The sequence below is a fragment of the Tenacibaculum sp. UWU-22 genome, from assembly GCF_041021355.1.
In the GTDB taxonomy this organism is placed as follows: Bacteria; Bacteroidota; Bacteroidia; order Flavobacteriales; family Flavobacteriaceae; genus Polaribacter.
Genome location: NZ_JBFNGP010000003.1, coordinates 90,650 through 108,745, shown reverse-complemented (window position 1 = coordinate 108,745; position 18,096 = coordinate 90,650). Strand labels below are relative to the sequence as shown.

Below are 18,096 nucleotides of genomic sequence, written 5' to 3'. Positions count from 1 at the left end.
TTTGGTTTTGTTTGCAAATATACTCTTTAATTTAATAGTTCTTTTGCATGAATTAAAGCACTTTTAGAAATGTCTTTTCCGCTCAACATTTCTGCTATTTCATTTATTCGTTCGTCTTGGGTTAATAATTTTAAATTTGACTCGGTAACACCTGCTACCTCCTCTTTAAATACTTTGTAATGTTGCGCTCCTTTCGAGGCTATCTGAGGCAAGTGCGTAATGGTTATTACCTGCATATTAGCTCCCATATCTTGCATTATTTTTGCTATTTTGTTTGATATCTCTCCAGAAACTCCAGTATCTATTTCATCAAAAATTATAGTTGGTAATTGTATGTTTTCGGATAATATTTTTTTAATAGCTAACATAATTCTTGACAACTCACCACCAGATACTACTTTTTTTAACTCTCCAAAGTTACCTCCTTTATTTGCCGAAAATAAAAAAGTTAATTTATCTTTTCCGTTAGATAAATAATTTTCAGAAGCTTTCAATTCAATAAAAAATCTAGCATTGGGCATCCCTAATTCGAGTAAAAGATTTGCTATTTCTTTCTGTAACTTTGGAATAGCATTGGTTCTAGACTGAGTAATCATTGCAGCAACGGCATCCAATTTTTCAGCCACATCTTTAATCTCAGCTTCTTTTTTAGCTATTAAATCGCCCGCATCTTCAACCTGAGTTACTTTTGTTGCTAACGTTTCGTAAATATTTTGTAATGCTGATATTGTGCTTACAGAATGTTTTTTTTGAAGGTTGTAAATTAATTGCAACCTGTCATTTAGTTCTTCAATTTCATTTGGATTAAATTCTACTTCTTCATTGGCGTTTTCTAGCTCAGCAACTACATCGTCTAACTCAATTTTAATACTGGTAATACGAGTGGCTAATTCTTGATATTGCTTTGAATACGAACTAATTTTTTGTAATTTATTTTCTAACGAATAGAATAATGTTTGCAAACCTATTTCGTCGTTTATCGAAATTACTAGCGATTCTGATAAATTTTGTTTTATTTCTTCAATATGATTTAATTTATCAAGTTTTTCTTCTAACGTTTCTTGCTCTCCTTCTTGTAATTTTGCCTCTTCTAGTTCATTAAACAAATGCAAATTATACTCGTATTGCTCGTTTAGTTTTTCAGTTTCTTCTTGAAGATTTTTTAACTCTTTCTGTAACTTATTGTAGGTATATAAACCTCTTTTATACGAAGCTATTTTTGATTGATTTTTAGCCATGGCATCAATTACCGAAAATTGAAAAGCCGCATCAGACAACTGTAACGTTTGGTGCTGTGAATGAATATCAACAAGCTTAGTTTTTAAAGCAGAAAGTACCGATAGCGTTACTGGAGTATCGTTAACAAAAGCTCGCGATTTACCCGAAGGTAAAATTTCTCTTCTAATAATTGTTTCTGTTTCATAATCAACATCTAATTCTTGAAACAATTGCTGTAAATCGTAATCTGCCACCGAAAAATGAGCTTCAACCACACATTTTTTTTCAGTATTTTTTAACGATGTTAAATCGGCGCGATTACCCATTACTAAACCTAAAGCCCCTAATAAAATAGATTTACCAGCTCCTGTTTCGCCTGTAATAATAGACAAGCCTTTTGTAAAATCAATCGATAATTGATTGATTAGCGCATAGTTTTGTATGGATAAATGTGTTAACAAATTTTACACGTTATAAATAGTAAAAGTACTGATTTTGATTGGAATATATAAAGTAAAAAAATCTTTATATTACTAAAATAAGAAAAGAATTAATTGAAACTAAAATTAGTTTATCTTTCGCCACTTGTCTCTATTAACAGGCGAAACTTTTTGCAAAACACTTACCATTTTTTGCTGATTTTTAGTGGGTTTTCCGTCAGAAAAAATACTTACAATTTCATCTGATTTAGCATCTAAAAACCCTCGAATCATATAATTACCTACCGTTATATTAAACATTTTTTGTAGTTCAATAACATCTTTTTCTATTTCTTGTTTCGCTTTATCTGTATTCTTATAAAAAACATCTAAGCCTTTACGATGATAGTTATAATAAATATTGCGTAAAGCGGTATATTTTGACGACAATAAATTATCTATTAACGCAAAACGATTTTGTTTACCTACTTCGTTTCTCCAAGCTGAAAGACCACTTTGTTGAGCTTGCAACATAGCATTTTCTGCCATACGTAAATACCCTTCTCCGCCTTTTGGAGCAAAGGTATCAGCATCTACACCTAAAATAGTATAAATATAAAAAACAAGGGTAGAAACTAAATTAGAATCGTATTTAGTAGGATTGTAAAGTAATGGGTCGAACTCGTTATATTTAAAATTAAAATCAGTATCGTTAATATTTAATATGGGCGTTTCGTAAGTAGAACCATAGACTGGTCGAGTAGATTGCACTTGCAAACTGCCTTCAAAATAATTAGCACTTTGTTTATTTATGATTATGGCAAAAGAGCAGTTAATTTTTTCTTGAGGCTTTATGTTTTTATCTGTCCATTGTGTTTGATTAATAAACTCCGTTAACGCCTTTTGCAAAGTAGTATACACTTGTTTATTAGTACCCTGAACCTTTTCTGCATTAATCGTTACTACGGCTTTTAATTCTTGGGCTCTTAATGTATATATTGATAAAAAAACTATTAAAAATACTACTTTACGCATGGGTTGTATTGTTTATTTGCTAAACGAAAGCTTATTATTTAAAATAAATGAAATGAATACCAATTAAAAAACTTTAAATTCTACTCAGAGTAACAAATACTTTATGAAATTTTTGCTATAATTTCATTAAAAATATCTTTTGATACTGCTTTTTTTGATTTTAAATCAAATGATTTTTTGCTTAAATATTTGTCAATAATAGTAATTTTATTTGTATCTGTTGCAAAACCAGCCCCTTTATCTTGTAAAGAATTTAATACAATAGCATCTAAATTTTTACGCTGCAACTTTACTTCGGCATTAGTTATTTCATTATCGGTTTCTAAAGCAAACCCTACCAAAAATTGTTTCTTTTTTATTTTTCCTAACGAAGCTAAAATATCTTTGGTTGGTGTTAACTCTATTTGTAACGAAGCATCGTTCTTTTTTATTTTATTAAGTGCTACTTTTTTGGGTTTGTAATCTGCTACTGCAGCAGACAAAATAGCAATATCTATAGTATTGAAGTATTTATGACATGCCTGATACATTTCTTCTGCCGAAGTAACATTTATTCGACGAACAAAAGAATGATTTATTTTTTGATATGTTGGTCCCGTAATTAAAAAAACCTCTGCTCCTAAATTAGCTGCAGTTTTTGCTAATTCGAATCCCATTTTTCCAGAAGAATGATTTCCTATAAAACGAACTGGATCAATAGCTTCGTAAGTTGGCCCTGCAGTTATAAGCACTTTTTTTCCTCGTAATGGCAATTTTGATAGTATATCTTTTTCTATAAAAGCAACTATATCTTGAGGTTCTGCCATACGCCCTTCGCCAATTAAACCACTTGCTAGCTCACCTGAAGTTGCTGGAATTAAAATATTACCAAAGCCTTGCAATACCTTTAAAGTAGTTTTAGTAGAGGGATGTTTATACATGTCTAAATCCATTGCTGGGGCAAAATACACCGGCGATTTTGCAGACAAGTAAGCCGCCAATAATAAATTATCACACACTCCGTTTGCCATTTTCGACAGAGTATTAGCCGTAGCGGGTGCAATAAGTATAACATCAGCCCATAGTGCTAACTCTACATGATTATTCCATAGTTCATTATCGTTTTCTTTATCGTAAAACGTAGAATAAACTGGATTTTTTGATAAGGTGGAAAGGGTGAGAGGAGTTATAAAATCTTTAGATGCAGGGGTCATTATTACTTTAACCTCTGCATCTAATTTTATAAGTAAACGAACTAAACTAGCCGTTTTGTAAGCGGCAATACCAGCTGTAATGCCCAGTAATACTTTTTTACCGCTTAAAACAGACATTACGCTTCGTCTGGAATTCTAAAATATACTTCATCGTTTAACCATTCTTCAACTGCTATCGCTGTTGGCTTAGGTAAACGCTCATAGAATTTAGAAACCTCAATTTGCTCTTTATTTTCAAAAACCTCTTCTAAACTATCATTATAAGTAGCAAATTCATCTAGTTTTTCTACCAATTCTTTTTTCAAATCTGAATTTATTTGCGTAGCTCTTTTTGCAATAATTGAAATTGCCTCATAAATATTATCTGTAGGCTTTTCTATTTCTTCTTTGTTGTAAGTAATGGTACTTACAGCTGCATTGGTGTCTTTATAGTCCATAAATTAACTTTTTAACAATTGCTTTTGTTGTTTTTGTATCTCTTCTAACATTTTATTTGAATCCTCTAAAAATTTAGATTCTGGAAAATTTCTTTTTAATTTTTCGTATACCTTAACGGCCTCTTCTAGCCTTTTCGGTTTTCTACGTGCTGTACTTTTTAATGCATAATCATGTGCTGCCTTAAATTTGTAATACAACGCTTCTTCTTTAAATTCTGTACCTAAGTAATCCGACAATAAATTATCGAAAGCCACCATTGCTGCTTTATAATTTCGAGAATCAAAATCAGCTGTTTTATAATAGTTTTTAGCTATTTCAAAATCTTTTTTCTCTAGTTTATATCGCAATGCTTTATAGTATTTATTAGCTTCTGCCAATCTATCAGAATCTGGATATTCGTTTATAAAACTTTGAAAAGCATCTAAAGCCTTGTAAGTATCGGTTTGATCTAAGCTGTATCTAGGAGCTGCGTTGTAATAGCTTAAAGCCGATAAAAACGAAGCTTCTTCTTTTTTAGAACTTTTTGGATAATTTTTGGTAAACCTATCAAAATAATATCCCGCATAAGAATAATTTTTTTGATTAAAATTTGATTGCGCCACCATAAACTGGATACGTTCCATTTGTGGCTTGTTTTTATAAGAAGGTGTTATTTTTTCAAATAGGCGCAGTGCCTTACCAAAATCTTTTGCTTCGTATAACTTAACAGCCATTTTGTACTGTTCTTGAACAGTACCTTTATTAAGAACCTTTTGATATTCACCACACGAAACTAGTAGTGAAACCATTATAAAAGTACAGGCTATGTGCTTAATTTTTTGCATCGGGCAAAATTAGTAAATTATTATGGATTATTAAAACGTTTTTTACATCACAAATGTAGCAACAATAAACCACAATTTACTGAACCCTACTGATTTGCTCTGCTAAAAGTTTGTTAATTTAACTTAGATAGTTTACAAACAGTACAACTAAAGAGACACAACAAATATAACTTTACGAACCTCGCTGGCAATAAAATCTATATTATTACTAATAACAACTTAACTAAAAACTGCTTCTAAAAATTAATACGCATCTACAAAATTTGCTATCTTTTGTTGCAAATCTTTAGATGCTGGCACTAACGGTAAACGCACAGCATCAGAACAAAACCCTATTTTTTTTAGTACAGCTTTTATTCCTGCTGGGTTATTTTCTGCAAAAATATAATTAACAACATCCATTAATTTATAATGAATTTTATACGCTTCTTTATTTTCACCTTTTAACCCAAGTTGTATCATTTTAGAAAATTCTTTAGGAAAGGCTTGTCCTATTACCGAAATTACACCTGCTCCACCTGCCAACACAACACCTAAAGCTAAATCGTCATCACCAGAAATTACTAAAAAGTCTTTAGGTTTATTTTTTAATAATTCTGAATATTGCTGAATGTTATTACCTGCCTCTTTAACAGCAATTATATTCTCAAAATCTCTTGCTAGTCGCAAGGTTGTTTCAGGCAACATGTTTTTAGCGGTTCTGCCAGGTACATTATACAAAATTACTGGTTTTGGACTAGCTAATGAAACCGCTTTAAAATGTTGATAAAACCCTTCTTGTGTAGGCTTACTATAATATGGCGCAACTGATAAAACAGCATCTATATGTGTTAAATCTGTAGTTTGCAATTCTTCTACAACCGCTTGCGTATTATTACCACCAATACCTAAAACTAAAGGTAAACGGTGATTGTTTTCTTGCACAATTACCTTAATAATCTGGGCTTTTTCTTCTTTAGTAATTGTAACACTTTCAGCAGTAGTACCATTAATAACTAAATAATTTGTTCCATTATCAATATTGAAATGTACTAGTTTTTTTAAGGCATCAAAATCAACAGTTAAGTCTTGATTAAAAGGGGTAATCAAAGCAACACCCGTGCCAATAAATTTTTGCATAATTTGAATAATTAGGAGTACAAATTTAGACTTTTAAATGATAGTGGTAAAAGAAAAAAGAGTTTACGAATGTATTTTAACAAATCTGTTTTTTATGTTAATTTTTTTAATACTCTCAAATACCTTGCTAACTCAGACATAAATACCTCTGGGTTTTCTATTTTTTCTATTATTTCCATATCAAACAATTGTTTATTAATACCCGAAAAACCTACTTTAAATGCAGCTTTAGATTGCAGAGTTACATACTCTAAGTATTGATTTTTTTGATTGTAATAGTTAATTAATAAATCGAAAGGTTGCTCTAAAAAACTTTCAAGGCTTTTATCTATAATATTTCCTTTCCAATTAAAGGCTTTTTCAGAAAAATGTTTAAACGATGGCTTTTTATATTTTTCGTTATCACGAAAGCTATATATTTTAGGGTTTCTTAAATTTAACTGTCGTTCAATTTGCTTTTGTAAATCAAATGTATCCGAAATATCTTCAGTTGTTAAAATCGCTACAGAATTAATAATTTTAGCAGAAATTTGCTTGTTTTTTACCGCTTCTGCAAGTAATTTATTATACTTGTTTACGAGTATATTCTGCTTAATTTTTTTTATTATCATACGTTAATAGCTGCTGTAAAATGAAAAGCAAATTTAAATAAACTCGGGTTATTATTTTCTGTTAATTTCAAGTAAAATAAATTGATTGAATTGCTTGCCGTATTTTTGAAAATTATCATCAGAAATTAACAGTAAAGATTGTTTACCATTAGCTAATGTTGGCCCATAGGTTATCCCTTCAATATTATCTATAATGCCTTTTGTTAATTTATTTTTACAATCTTTAAAATCTATGAGCAATCGTTTCTTTAAAGGAACAAACCGACGTGTTTTTAGCGAGGGCTGATTCAATATATCGGTAGTGTTACGACCTATGCTAGCTTCAAAAATTCTAATCACATTTCCATAGCTACCATAACCACTTTGGTAAGCCCTTTCTACTACAAAAAAATGATTTTTTTTATACTCTAAAATTGCTGAAACACCATTAGTATTAACTTTGCCTTTTATGGTTTTGCTAAGAGGCTCTAATTGATATGCAAATTGTTTAGTTGCTTTTTTGGTTTGATTATCAAAATAGGTGATTCTTATAGGAGAACTTGTTTTTGTTACCGAAGGCAAATCTCCGTCAGCTACTAAGGGCAATTCCATACCCATCCAAAACCCCTTATTATCAACACTTTTTGATGTTGCCTCAAAAGTGCCATTATGCCTTGGTTTTGCAACAGAATTTGCTTGAAAAATTGAAGGTATTTGATATTTTTCGATGAACCTACCTAAACTATCTATTTTAAAAAGTGATGGATTTTTACCGTAATATATACTGCCTTCGCTTGCTAAATTAATCGTGTGGTTTTCTCCTATAAAAATAGACTCTAAATCAAGAACATTATTTTTATAAAATGTAGAAGTGTCATTTAATTGAATTACATCTAAAAAATCTACTGCAGAAATTGTATCTTTAGCAATCTTTATTTTAGCCTTTAAAATTCTAGGAGCTTTATCATCATCAACAACTAAATAATACAATTTATTTGCTTTATCTATACCTGAAAGCCCTCCTACAAGAGTATTTTTACATTGCAAAGTGTCAGATACAATATATTCATCTAAAAAACGTAGCGAAAGCTGAGTGGTACTTTTACAGCCAACAATAGTCAATATTAAGATAATGTAATGTAAATAATTTTTCATCCTATTAATTTTCACAAAATTATCTTTTTATAAAAACAGATTTTATCCCTTTTATTTTTAGACCTGATATTTAGACAGAATTTAAGCGCTATTTTATTAAATTTAAAAAATCATCTTCTGAAATAATTGGAACACCTAAATTTTGTGCTTTTTCTAATTTACTAGGTCCCATATTATCACCCGCAACTACATAACTCGTTTTTTTAGAAATCGAGGAACTTACCTTTCCTCCATTATCTTCAATTATTTTTTTAAGTTCATTTCTGCTCATTTTGCTAAAAACTCCAGACACTACAATTATCTTTTCTAATAATTTATCCGTTTGGTTTTTTATATCTTCTACTGCAATTTCAAATTGAACCCCATAACTCTTTAGCCGATTAATAATGTCTTTATTTAAAGGTGTATTAAAAAAATCGATAATACTTTCTGCTATTGTATCACCAATTTCATCTACTGCAATTAATGTTTCAAAATCAGCAGCCATTAAATTATCAATATTCTTAAAATGCCTTGCTAACTTTTTAGCTACGGTTTCACCAACAAAACGAATACCTAGCGCAAAAAGCACTTTTTCAAACGGAATTTCTTTTGATTTTTCTATACCCGAAATTATATTTTGAGCAGACTTTTCTGCCATTCGTTCTAACGGAATAATTTGATTTACGGTTAACAGATATAAATCGGCATAATTTTTTATCAACCCCTCTTTATATAATAAATCAATTGTTTCTGAACCTATACCATCAATATTCATTGCCTTTCTGCTGATAAAATGTTTAATTTTACCTGTAATCTGAGGCGGACAACCAAACTCGTTAGGACAATAATGCTTAGCATCACCTTCTTTTCTAACCAATATAGTATTACACTCTGGGCAGCGATTAATATAAGTAGTAACGGTAGAGTTTGTTGGTCGTTTAGAAAAATCGACACCCATTATTTTAGGAATAATTTCACCTCCTTTTTCAACAAAAACAGTGTCATTTACTCTAACATCTAATTTTTTAATTTGGTCGGCGTTATGTAATGATGCTCTTTTTACAATGGTACCCGCCAATTGCACTGGCTCTAAATTGGCTACTGGAGTAATCGCTCCTGTACGCCCAACTTGATAGGTAATTTCATTTAAAATAGTCGAAACTTGTTCTGCTTTGTATTTATAAGCAATTGCCCAACGTGGTGATTTAGCCGTATACCCTAATTCTTCTTGTTGATGTATATCATTAACTTTAATAACAACCCCATCTGTTTCGTAAGGCAAATCGTGTCGTTTAGTACTCCAAAAATTGATAAAAGCTAAAACCGCTTTAATTGATTTTGCTAAAACTATCGTTTCAGGCACTTTAAAGCCTGCTTTTCTAGCCATTTCTAAGCTTTCAAAATGGGTTTTATAGTTTTGTTCGTCAGTTACTACTTGATACAATAAACAATCTAGAGGTCGTTTAGCTACTTCAGCACTATCTTGTAATTTTAAACTCCCGCTTGCAGTATTACGTGGATTTCTGTAAGGGTCTTCTCCACTGGCTTCTCGTTCTTTATTCATTTTAACAAAACCTTGTATCGGCAAAATAATTTCGCCTCGTATTTCAAAGTTTTGAACAAAATTAGACGACACTACTAATGGAATTGAACGGATAGTTTTAATGTTTGCACTAACATCATCACCTTGAAAACCATCTCCTCGAGTTACCGCTTTTTCAAATTGTCCATTTTTATAAGTTAAGTTTATCGACGCTCCATCATATTTTAACTCACATACATAGGTTATATTTTCAGTACCCAATATTTTTTGAATACGTTTTTGCCAATCGTACAAATCATTTTCAGAATACGAATTATCTAACGAGTACATTCTGTTTTTATGTTGTACGGTTTCAAAATTTTTAGTAATCGCCCCTCCCACTCTTTGAGTAGGTGAATTAGGATCGAAAAATTGTGGGTTTTCTTGTTCTAATTTTTCTAATTCTTTGAGCTTTAAATCAAACTCATAATCAGAAATTGTTGAATTATCTAACACATAATAATTATAATTATGCTGTCTTAAAACTGCTCTTAATTGCTCTATTCTTTGTTGAACTGTCATCTATTTATGCTTTGCTTTAGAAATAAAGACTTTATATTTTAAATAATTTACAAATAACCACTACAAATATACTTCATATGTATTTTGGGTCTATATAATTTATACCTTAGTCTAGAAGATTTTTAACACCCCCAACAATTCGATCTTTTTTTTATGGCAATTAAACACTCCCTTTCCCCCACTAATTTTGGAGTGAATTCCAAAACGGATAGTTTAATAAAGCATCAATATAGTATAAAATTAACACTACACTTTGCCGCTTTATTAAGTTATCCGTTTTTAATTTAAATTAAAAAGGCTTTCACTTTTTTTAAAACCGCATAGATTTTTTAGCATCTAATATTTTGGATTCACTTAAAAATTTAAATAATTTTTATTCTTTTGAAATAAGTAGGCATTAAAAAAACTGTAGAAGTTGATTACTTATTTTTCTAAATTTTCCTTGGTTTAAATCAAATTTAAAATCAAACTTTATTAATCTACTAGCTGTTTTAAAAACTCTAAACTCTATTTCTACATTAAAACAGAAATAACTACTACAAATACACTTCATGCTTATTTTTAGCTTATATAATTTATACTTTAGCAAAGAAGAATTGTTAGCAGCCCAACAATTTGATTTTTGTATAGCAATTGGCCACTCCACTCCCTATGGAGTGGTTTTTTACTTAAATTACTTACACCAAGGTACGGAAAACCTGTATTGTTTTCTCAACAATCGTACTTTAATGAGCTTGTAAATTTGGCATGATACAAATTTCGTTATATAGAAAATATTTTTGAAGTTTTATTAATCTAAAAAGAAGACGTAACAACAAACCTTAAACCTAATTAAAAAACGGCAAGCACATAAAACATGCTGCATTTGTTTTTTTATACAATCCTATAATTAAACTACTAGAGTTGATCTAATATTTTACGCCTTTTTTGGTTTTCTTTTTTTTGCTCTTTAAGATATTGATTATGCGCTTTAACAAATTGGTCATCTACTAAACCTGAAACCTCAACCTCATAACCCAATTGCTGTAAAGCTTCTTGATACTTTTTTAAAGCTTCAACACTTTCTTTATTTTTTTGGGTAGTATTTAACTTTTTTAATTCTTTTGCTTTATCACACGACACTTCACTCCATAGCTTTTCTTTAAACACTTTATTGTAATCAAATTTTGAAGCATCAAACCTAACATAACATTTACCAGGTTTTGCATTTTTAGGAGAATCGACGTTTTGAGTAAATCCTTTTATCGAAAAAAAGAAAAAAACAATTAATAGTATCTGTTTCATAATCTTATATTTAAAGGCTAAATATAAACAAAAAAGCCGAAATAATTTTTCGGCTTTTTTGTACTTTCTGTTAAACTACTGTTAATAATATGTATAACGACGTACTTTAGCAATATGTTTTACCAACCGCATCACTTGATGTGAATATCCGTATTCATTATCATACCACACATAAACCACTACCGTATCACCATCTGCAATTGTTGCTTTACTATCAAAAATAGATGGAGCTGTTGTTCCAATAATATCAGAAGATACTAATTCATTATTTAACGAGTATCGAATTTGTTCTACCAAATTACCTTCTAAAGCATTTTGTTTCATTATTGCATTAATTACTTCAACCGTAGTTTCTGTATTTAGCTGTAAATTTAAAATAGCCAACGAGCCATTAGGTACTGGCACACGAATAGCATTTGAAGTTAATTTACCTTCTAAAACTGGCAATGCCTTAGCCACTGCTTTTCCAGCTCCTGTTTCAGTAATTACCATATTAAGAGCGGCAGATCTACCTCGACGGTATTTTTTATGCATATTATCTACTAAATTTTGATCATTGGTATATGCATGTATGGTTTCTATATGCCCTTTTTTAATTCCAAAATTTTCTTCTATTACCTTTAATACTGGCGTTATTGCATTAGTTGTGCATGAGGCTGCAGAAAAAATATCAATGGTATCTGGGTTATTTTCCAAATGATTTACTCCATGTACAATATTAGGTACTCCTGCACATGGTGCTGTTAAAAGCACTTTACTTGCTCCTTTAGCGCTTAAGTGACGACTCAATGCTTCTTTATCTCTAAAAGCACCTGTGTTGTCAATAATTAAGGCATCATTAATTCCATAAGCTGTATAATCGATAGCTTCAGGTTTATCTGCAGCAATCATATATACAGTTGTTCCGTTAATAATTAATGCATTATTTTCTGCATCTATCTGCACGGTACCTAAAAAATCACCATGAACAGAATCGATACTCAATAATGATGCTCTTTTTTCTAAAACTGACTGATTAATTTCTCCTCGAGTTACAATAGCTCTTAAACGCAATTGCGACCCTTTACCCATTTTAGACATTAACTCACGAGCTAATAAACGACCAATTCTACCAAAACCGTATAAAACAACATCTTTGGGTTTAAAACTTACTGCTTTAGTAGCGCCTTGTAGTTGCTTTTTTATAAAAGTAACTTTATCTTTAAAAGCATCTTGATTTAAATACCATTCGTAAGCCAATTTACCAATATCTAGCTTTGAAGCTGGCAAATCAATTGACTGAATAGCTTTTGCTATTTCTATAGCGTCTTGAATTGTAATGGGCTTTTCAACAAATATTCGCGCATAATCAATTAAATTTAATACTTCGCTAACTCTTTTATCTACCAAAGGATTTCTAAATAACACTAATTCGATAGATTTATCGTACCATAAATCGTTTACAATATTAATAAACTCGGTGGTAGTTCTTCGCGTTTTTGCTTGAGAGACTACTTCTTTTTCGTAATTAACTACAGTTGACATAGTTGGATGTTAAAATGTTTTATAAATTCGTTGCAAAAGTATTAATTTCAATCGATTTCGTAAATTCTTTTAAAAGAAAAAAAATAGGTTTTTTTAGAGCATAAAAAAACCTATTTTTTTTCTTTTATTTAATTAAACTTTATTGTCTAAAACCGTATCGTTCTCTTTCTCCTTTTAAATTTATTACTTCTAAAAATAAAGGTTCATCACTTTGGGCAGCTTCAATCAACATACGTTTTGCATCCGCAGCATTTACTACTTCTTTTTTATTAATTTTAGCAATAATATATCCGTTTTCTACCCCGTAAGCCTCTAAATATTTATTCGCATTTTGCAAAATTTTAGCCCCTCCTTTTAAATGGTTCTTTTTTAACTCTTGTTTTGACAAATCTTTTAAAACAATGTTTAACGCGGGTATTTCTTCATAATCTTTTTTACCTAGAGTTACTAGTTTTTCTATTTCTTTACCATCTCTTGTAATTGTTAAAGCCATTTGTTCTCCAGGGCGTTTCGCTGTTAATTGTCCTTTTAAATCAGAAAATTGAGTAATCGGAACATCGTTTACTTTTACAATAATATCATTTGCTTTTAACCCTGCTTTATCAGCTGCAGCCCCTTCAGAAACTGAAGAAATTTTAACCCCGTCAATTGTAGCATCACTATTATCAATATTAACACCCAACACAGCCTCTTGCACATCACCATATTCTAATAAATCATCAATAACTTTTTTAGCAATATTAGAGGGCACCGCAAAAGAGTACCCAATAAACGAACCTGTACGAGAAGTAATTGCTGTATTAATACCTATAAGCTCTCCACGAGTATTTACTAAAGCTCCCCCACTATTTCCTGGATTTACAGCGGCATCAGTTTGAATAAAAGCATCAATATTCGCATTTCCTTCTAAGTCTCTTCCTTTAGCACTTACAATACCTGCTGTAACAGTAGAGGTTAAATTATAAGGATTTCCAACAGCTAATACCCACTCACCAACTTTTACATTATCAGAATTGCCAAAAGGAATAAAAGGTAAATCTTCACCCGCATCAACCTTTAAAAGAGCAATGTCATTTTTTTCATCGGCTCCTATTACCTTAGCTTTTAATTTTTTATGATCATTAAGTGTAACCTCTAAATCTGTAGCATTAGCTATTACATGGTTATTTGTAACAATATAACCATCCGAAGAAATAATAACCCCACTCCCCGTTCCTACTTCCTCTCTTTTTTCTGTACCATCACCTCTTCCAAAAAAATAGTCGTATGGGTTTAACACCTCTCTAATAGCGGTGTTTTTTACATGAACAACGGCATGTACTGTTTTTTCTGCCGCCTCTGTAAAATCGGTCGGAGTACTTGTTGTATTTACAACTTCAGGCCTATAACTAGCTTTAAATGTTTGCAGCGTAGGCTGCGTTGTTTGTTTTACCACAACTTGTGGTTTTTCTATCAAAAACTTGTACCCAATTAAAGTAACCACCCCTCCTAGAATAGCTACTGCTAAAACTCCAATTATTTTTTTCATTTTATACTAATTTTTATATCTCAAAGATACAATTTAAACATTTTCAAAAAATCTGTTTAACTTGTTTTAACGCACTTTAACCCTGTTTTAACACTAGCATTTATCCTAAATTAATTTTTATATTTGCAAACCATGAAAATCACTTTTTATAAATATCAAGGAACTGGAAATGATTTTATCATTATAGATAATACCTCAAAAACTTTTCCGAAAAATAATGTGCAATTAGTTGCTAAATTGTGCGATAGACACTTTGGAATTGGTGCAGATGGACTAATTTTACTAGAAAATGACAAAATCACCGATTTTAAAATGGTTTACTACAACGCAGATGGAAACGAAAGTTCTATGTGTGGTAATGGCGGGCGATGTATAGTTGCTTTTGCCCACAAACTAGGTTTATTTAAAGAAAAAACCACCTTTTCTGCCACTGACGGGTTACATCATGCAACCATAAAAAACGACATTGTTTCTTTACAAATGATTGATGTAGATACTGTAGAAGTAAAAGATGGTTATTTATTTACAAATACAGGGTCACCACATCATGTTCAACTCGTTGAAAATTTAAAAGATTTTGATGTGTTTTCTGAAGGAAAACATATTAGAAATACCATTTATGGCGTTAAAGGGAGCAATGTTAATTTTGTAGAAAAAATTGATGACACTACATTTAGAGTGCGCACTTATGAACGTGGTGTAGAAAACGAAACATTAGCCTGTGGCACTGGCGTTACTGCAGTAGCTATTGCTATGCACACCATAGGCGAAACCAATAGTAATTTAGTTAAATTACTAGTAGAAGGCGGCGAATTAACTGTATCTTTTACCGAAGAAAATAAACAATACAAACGTATTTTTCTACAAGGAAAAGCAACCTTTGTTTTTAAAGGAAAAATAAAAATTTAATGCAAACCCTTACTGGAAACCATATAAAATTACGAGCCTTAGAACCCGAAGATTTATTGTTTTTATTTGAACTAGAAAATCATGAGGGTTTTTGGGAAATTAGCCATACCCAAACACCTTTTTCTAAATATATTTTAAAACAGTATCTTGAAAATGCTCATTTAGATATCTATGAAACCAAACAACTACGGCTAGTTATTGAAGAAATTAATACTCAAGAAACTATTGGCACAATTGATTTGTTTGATTTTAACCCTCACCACAAACGTGCAGGCATTGGCATTTTATTAATAGACAAACATCAACAAAAAGGTTATGCTTCTGAAGCCTTACAATTATTAATTAAATATTGTTTCACACATATAAACGTACACCAACTTTATGCTAATATTTTAGAAGAAAACACCAAAAGCATATCACTTTTTACAAAACATAATTTTAAAAAAGTCGGGTTAAAAAAAGATTGGATTGTATCTAACAATACCTATAAAAACGAAATTTTATTTCAATTGATAAATGAATAAAAAAAAGTACAAAATTATAGCAATAGCTGTTTTGGTTATTATTTTAGGTATTACATTAAAATACTACCTGAAAATATTTGGTAGTGCCGTTACTAAAAATGCCATAGTTTACGTACGAACTAACGGCCAATTTACCGATATAAAAAATAGTATTAGCCCCTTTGTAAAAAACCCTGAAAATTTTACTTATGTAGCTAATAAAAAAAAGTTTACTAAGCCTAAAGCCGGAAGATATGAGCTAAAAAAAGGTATGAGTATGAACCAAGTGGTAAACCTTCTACGTAGTGGAAACCAAAAGCCAATTAATGTAACTTTTAACAACCAAGACACTGTAGAAAAATTAGCAGGTAGAATTGCTCAACAAATTGAAGCCGACTCAACTTCATTACTTACTGCTTTTACAGATAGTGATTTTTTAACAAAAAACCATTTAACAAAAAAATCTGCTCTACAAATATATATTCCTAATCAATACGAATTTTATTGGAATACCTCCGCAACAAAATTTCGAGACAGAATGTTACATGAATACAATAATTTTTGGAATGCTTCTCGACTAGAAAAAGCTAAAAAATTACATTTAACTCAATCCGAAGTAATTACCCTAGCCTCTATTGTTCAAAAAGAAACTTCACAAAAAAGTGAACGCCCAATTGTTGCGGGTTTATACTTAAATAGATTAAGAAAAAAATGGCCCTTGCAAGCAGACCCTACAATAATTTTTGCCTTAAAAGAAAAAAAAGGTCACGATAAAATATACAAACGCGTACTAACCAAAGATTTAGAAATTAACTCACCTTACAACACCTATAAAAACAACGGTTTGCCTCCAACCCTAATTGCTATGCCAGATATTTCGTCTATAGATGCTGTATTAAATCCTACAAAACACAACTATTTTTATATGTGTGCGAGCGTTGATAAAATTGGTTTTCACGAATTTTCTAAAACCCTTGCTCAACACAATAAAAATGCCTATAAGTATCAACTTTGGGTAAATAAAATAGGAATTAACAGGTAAAACACACACCAAACAAACTATTTGACTCTCTACATAAAATAACGACTTATTTTACTATCTTTGGTACATGCGTTGTGTTATTGTTTATTATCACTTAAAAATTAAACCTTTAAGCAAATCATTTATTTTATAATACAACCCAAAAAGTTTTATTAAAATGAGTTTATCGGTAATCACAGGGTTAGGATCTTATATACCCGCTATAAAAAAGGAAAATATCGAATTTATAAAAGGCCACTTTTTAAACGAAGATGGTAGTTTGTTTTCGGCAACCAATTCTGTAATTATAGAAAAATTTAAAAGCATTACAGGTATTGAAGAACGCAGGTATGCAAAATCAAAATACAACACCTCTGATTTAGGGTATTTTGCTGCCCAAAAAGCAATTGAAGATGCCAAAGTAAACAAAGAAGAACTCGATTATATTATTTTTGGTCATAATTTTGGAGACATAAACAAGAAGTCTATACAAAGTGACATGATTCCTAGTCTAGCTACTCGAGTAAAGCACTTATTAGGAATTAAAAATCCTAACTGTGTAGCTTACGACATTTTATTTGGATGTCCTGGTTGGATTCAAGGTGTTATACAAGCACAAGCATACATCAAAGCTGGCATGGCTAAAAAATGTTTAGTAATTGGTGCCGAAACCCTTTCGAGAGTTGTTGATATACACGACCGAGATTCAATGATTTACAGTGATGGTGCTGGCGCATGTATTGTTGAAGCATCATCTAAAAACACATCTGGTATAATAAGTTTTGCATCGCAAACATTTGCCGAAGAAGAAGCTTATTATTTGTTTTTTGGAAGTTCTTTTGACAAAAAGAAAGACCCAAACGTGCGGTATTTAAAAATGCATGGTAGAAAAATATACGAATTTGCACTAAACAATGTGCCTAATGCCATGAAAATGGCTCTTGACAAAGGCAACATTTCAATAGATCAAGTTAAAAAAATATTTATTCATCAGGCAAATGAAAAAATGGACGAGGCCATAATAAAACGGTTTTATCGTTTGTACAAAAAAACCGTTCCAAAAAACATTATGCCCATGAGTATTCATAAACTAGGCAATAGTTCTGTAGCTACTGTACCAACACTTTTAGACTTAGTTATAAAAGGAAAAATTGAAAATCAAGAGATACAAAAAGGAGATATAATTATACTTGCTTCTGTAGGTGCTGGCATGAATATCAATGCTATTGTATATAAATATTAAAATCTAT

Annotated in this window: 16 protein-coding genes; 4 read left to right on the top strand and 12 right to left on the bottom strand. The window is 30.8% G+C overall.

Annotated elements, in window-relative coordinates; all coding sequences use genetic code 11:
* Positions 1-26 precede the first annotated feature (26 nt).
* The 12 genes from recN to AB2B44_RS06960 form a co-directional block, all read right to left on the bottom strand.
* Entirely contained in the window at positions 27-1,679 is a 1,653-nt protein-coding gene (gene recN, locus AB2B44_RS07015; RefSeq protein WP_369048863.1) for a DNA repair protein RecN, read from the bottom strand.
* Between the two features lie 105 nt (positions 1,680-1,784).
* Complete coding sequence (locus AB2B44_RS07010; protein ID WP_369048862.1) at positions 1,785-2,672, bottom strand: DUF4835 family protein; 888 nt, start codon at positions 2,670-2,672, stop codon at positions 1,785-1,787.
* 101 nt (positions 2,673-2,773) lie between these two features.
* Positions 2,774-3,982 carry a bifunctional phosphopantothenoylcysteine decarboxylase/phosphopantothenate--cysteine ligase CoaBC gene (coaBC, locus tag AB2B44_RS07005; RefSeq protein WP_369048861.1) on the bottom strand — a complete coding sequence of 403 codons (1,209 nt, stop codon included), beginning with the start codon at positions 3,980-3,982 and terminating at the stop codon, positions 2,774-2,776.
* On the bottom strand, positions 3,982-4,302 hold the full coding sequence (locus tag AB2B44_RS07000) for a DNA-directed RNA polymerase subunit omega (protein WP_369048860.1): 321 nt from the start codon (positions 4,300-4,302) through the stop codon (positions 3,982-3,984). Before AB2B44_RS07000 ends, coaBC begins: the two co-directional genes overlap by 1 nt.
* A gap of 3 nt (positions 4,303-4,305) precedes the next feature.
* Positions 4,306-5,127, bottom strand: a complete 822-nt coding sequence (locus tag AB2B44_RS06995; protein ID WP_369048859.1) for an outer membrane protein assembly factor BamD — start codon at positions 5,125-5,127, stop codon at positions 4,306-4,308.
* 243 nt (positions 5,128-5,370) lie between these two features.
* Positions 5,371-6,246: a 4-hydroxy-tetrahydrodipicolinate synthase gene (gene dapA / locus AB2B44_RS06990; RefSeq protein ID WP_369048858.1), complete on the bottom strand. Its 876-nt coding sequence runs from the start codon at positions 6,244-6,246 to the stop codon at positions 5,371-5,373.
* 92 nt (positions 6,247-6,338) lie between these two features.
* Complete coding sequence (locus AB2B44_RS06985; RefSeq protein ID WP_369048857.1) at positions 6,339-6,857, bottom strand: hypothetical protein; 519 nt, start codon at positions 6,855-6,857, stop codon at positions 6,339-6,341.
* A gap of 51 nt (positions 6,858-6,908) precedes the next feature.
* Entirely contained in the window at positions 6,909-7,991 is a 1,083-nt protein-coding gene (locus AB2B44_RS06980) for an esterase-like activity of phytase family protein (RefSeq protein ID WP_369048856.1), read from the bottom strand.
* 88 nt (positions 7,992-8,079) lie between these two features.
* Positions 8,080-10,077, bottom strand: coding sequence for an NAD-dependent DNA ligase LigA (gene ligA, locus AB2B44_RS06975; RefSeq protein ID WP_369048855.1), 1,998 nt, complete (start codon positions 10,075-10,077; stop codon positions 8,080-8,082).
* Between the two features lie 897 nt (positions 10,078-10,974).
* A complete protein-coding gene (locus AB2B44_RS06970; protein WP_369048854.1) occupies positions 10,975-11,361 on the bottom strand; it encodes a hypothetical protein in 387 nt (128 codons plus the stop codon).
* Between the two features lie 81 nt (positions 11,362-11,442).
* Complete coding sequence (locus AB2B44_RS06965) at positions 11,443-12,885, bottom strand: glyceraldehyde-3-phosphate dehydrogenase (RefSeq protein ID WP_369048853.1); 1,443 nt, start codon at positions 12,883-12,885, stop codon at positions 11,443-11,445.
* Positions 12,886-13,024: 139 nt separating this feature from the next.
* Positions 13,025-14,413, bottom strand: a complete 1,389-nt coding sequence (locus AB2B44_RS06960) for a trypsin-like peptidase domain-containing protein (RefSeq protein ID WP_369048852.1) — start codon at positions 14,411-14,413, stop codon at positions 13,025-13,027.
* Between the two features lie 132 nt (positions 14,414-14,545).
* On the opposite strand from AB2B44_RS06960, the gene dapF reads away from it, so the two are divergent.
* From dapF to AB2B44_RS06940, 4 genes are all read left to right on the top strand, one after another.
* Positions 14,546-15,322 (top strand): diaminopimelate epimerase, encoded by a 777-nt coding sequence (dapF, locus tag AB2B44_RS06955; protein WP_369048851.1) that lies wholly within the window; start codon positions 14,546-14,548, stop codon positions 15,320-15,322.
* Positions 15,322-15,846 carry a GNAT family N-acetyltransferase gene (locus tag AB2B44_RS06950; protein WP_369048850.1) on the top strand — a complete coding sequence of 175 codons (525 nt, stop codon included), beginning with the start codon at positions 15,322-15,324 and terminating at the stop codon, positions 15,844-15,846. The genes dapF and AB2B44_RS06950 overlap by 1 nt, the downstream gene beginning before the upstream one ends.
* Positions 15,839-16,867, top strand: a complete 1,029-nt coding sequence (mltG, locus tag AB2B44_RS06945; RefSeq protein ID WP_369048849.1) for an endolytic transglycosylase MltG — start codon at positions 15,839-15,841, stop codon at positions 16,865-16,867. Before AB2B44_RS06950 ends, mltG begins: the two co-directional genes overlap by 8 nt.
* A gap of 157 nt (positions 16,868-17,024) precedes the next feature.
* Positions 17,025-18,089 (top strand): 3-oxoacyl-ACP synthase III family protein, encoded by a 1,065-nt coding sequence (locus AB2B44_RS06940; protein WP_369048848.1) that lies wholly within the window; start codon positions 17,025-17,027, stop codon positions 18,087-18,089.
* The last annotated feature ends 7 nt before the right edge of the window (positions 18,090-18,096 follow it).

Excerpts from the sequence above, each read along its gene's own strand:
- AB2B44_RS07010 (WP_369048862.1), bottom strand. The coding sequence starts at position 2,672 with ATGCGTAAAGTAGTATTTTTAATAGTTTTTTTATCAATATATACATTA.
- coaBC (WP_369048861.1), bottom strand. The coding sequence starts at position 3,982 with ATGTCTGTTTTAAGCGGTAAAAAAGTATTACTGGGCATTACAGCTGGT.
- AB2B44_RS07000 (WP_369048860.1), bottom strand. The coding sequence starts at position 4,302 with ATGGACTATAAAGACACCAATGCAGCTGTAAGTACCATTACTTACAAC.
- AB2B44_RS06995 (WP_369048859.1), bottom strand. The coding sequence starts at position 5,127 with ATGCAAAAAATTAAGCACATAGCCTGTACTTTTATAATGGTTTCACTA.
- dapA (WP_369048858.1), bottom strand. The coding sequence starts at position 6,246 with ATGCAAAAATTTATTGGCACGGGTGTTGCTTTGATTACCCCTTTTAAT.
- AB2B44_RS06985 (WP_369048857.1), bottom strand. The coding sequence starts at position 6,857 with ATGATAATAAAAAAAATTAAGCAGAATATACTCGTAAACAAGTATAAT.
- AB2B44_RS06980 (WP_369048856.1), bottom strand. The coding sequence starts at position 7,991 with ATGAAAAATTATTTACATTACATTATCTTAATATTGACTATTGTTGGC.
- ligA (WP_369048855.1), bottom strand. The coding sequence starts at position 10,077 with ATGACAGTTCAACAAAGAATAGAGCAATTAAGAGCAGTTTTAAGACAG.
- AB2B44_RS06970 (WP_369048854.1), bottom strand. The coding sequence starts at position 11,361 with ATGAAACAGATACTATTAATTGTTTTTTTCTTTTTTTCGATAAAAGGA.
- AB2B44_RS06965 (WP_369048853.1), bottom strand. The coding sequence starts at position 12,885 with ATGTCAACTGTAGTTAATTACGAAAAAGAAGTAGTCTCTCAAGCAAAA.
- AB2B44_RS06960 (WP_369048852.1), bottom strand. The coding sequence starts at position 14,413 with ATGAAAAAAATAATTGGAGTTTTAGCAGTAGCTATTCTAGGAGGGGTG.
- dapF (WP_369048851.1), top strand. The coding sequence starts at position 14,546 with ATGAAAATCACTTTTTATAAATATCAAGGAACTGGAAATGATTTTATC.
- AB2B44_RS06950 (WP_369048850.1), top strand. The coding sequence starts at position 15,322 with ATGCAAACCCTTACTGGAAACCATATAAAATTACGAGCCTTAGAACCC.
- mltG (WP_369048849.1), top strand. The coding sequence starts at position 15,839 with ATGAATAAAAAAAAGTACAAAATTATAGCAATAGCTGTTTTGGTTATT.
- AB2B44_RS06940 (WP_369048848.1), top strand. The coding sequence starts at position 17,025 with ATGAGTTTATCGGTAATCACAGGGTTAGGATCTTATATACCCGCTATA.